Source organism: Coprococcus sp. HPP0074 (genome assembly GCF_964238105.1).
Classification (GTDB): domain Bacteria; phylum Bacillota; class Clostridia; order Lachnospirales; family Lachnospiraceae; genus Faecalimonas; species Faecalimonas umbilicata.
The window spans coordinates 1-902 of the sequence record NZ_CAXSKS010000019.1; the positions used below are offsets into that span (position 1 = coordinate 1).

The 902-nt window shown below is 36.9% G+C and carries 1 protein-coding gene; it reads right to left on the reverse strand.

Annotation, left to right across the window (positions count from 1 at the left end; genetic code table 11):
• Positions 1-759: transposase (locus ACESPO_RS13255; RefSeq protein WP_499788987.1), on the reverse strand; the 759-nt coding region annotated here is incomplete at its 3' end.
• Positions 760-902: the final 143 nt, after the last annotated feature.

Here is a 902-nt window from a genome sequence, read left to right on the forward strand (position 1 = left end):
AAGAAGATTTTTCTGGAGTTTCACAATCTCCAACGGAGAACAATTGTCAATTTCGATGATGGTATTATTGGATAACTTTTTATGTTTTGTCAGTTTTCGTTTCCGGTTCTTTTCAATGACATCTTTTACTTTCTCTATTCCTTCAATTACAAACATATGAGCATGAGGAATGTCATATTTGATACTATACTCATTTTCGTCGATCAGAACGTTATATTTCTGATACAACGAATCAATGGTATCCAGCAATCCTGCAAGATGATAATTGAGCGTTCCTCTCCAGACAAACGTATAGCGGTTTGCATTTGCTTCTATTTTAGTCCCATCAATAAAAAGCGACTTTAGGGTAATCAGTCCTTCTTTTTGCAGACGGCGGAGAAACTGATAGTTTAATTCATCTAATACATCAGCCGTTAGTTTTTTATTCTTAAATTCATAGAATGCATCTCTTTTTGGTTTCTGTCCTTTGGTAAGCCAGATAAACGCAAGGTCTCTTTCACATAACTCCACAATACGGTCAACAGCTCTAACTCCTCGCATGTTTGCGTAAGTAACGACAGCATACATCATAATTGGATTAAACCCGGTTCTCCCCTTATTTGAACAATTGGCTAACAAGCCAGAAAAATCTAAATCCTCCATCACTTTTTTCAGGGTATAGACTGGATCGTCGTCAGGTAAACACAATTCGAAGAAACTGAAGTTAATTTTCTGTTGCCCTAATTCAAAAAATTCGTTATAATAATCTTGTTTTAGCATAGTTCCATTATAACATGGAACGGAGAGGAGATGGTTGTCGTTAGCCATCTTTTTCTCTTTTTACGGAAAAGTTTCAGGGGCAGATTTGACTTATACGAGTCAAATCTGCCCCTGTTTGGAACTATCTATTTCCCGACAGCCCC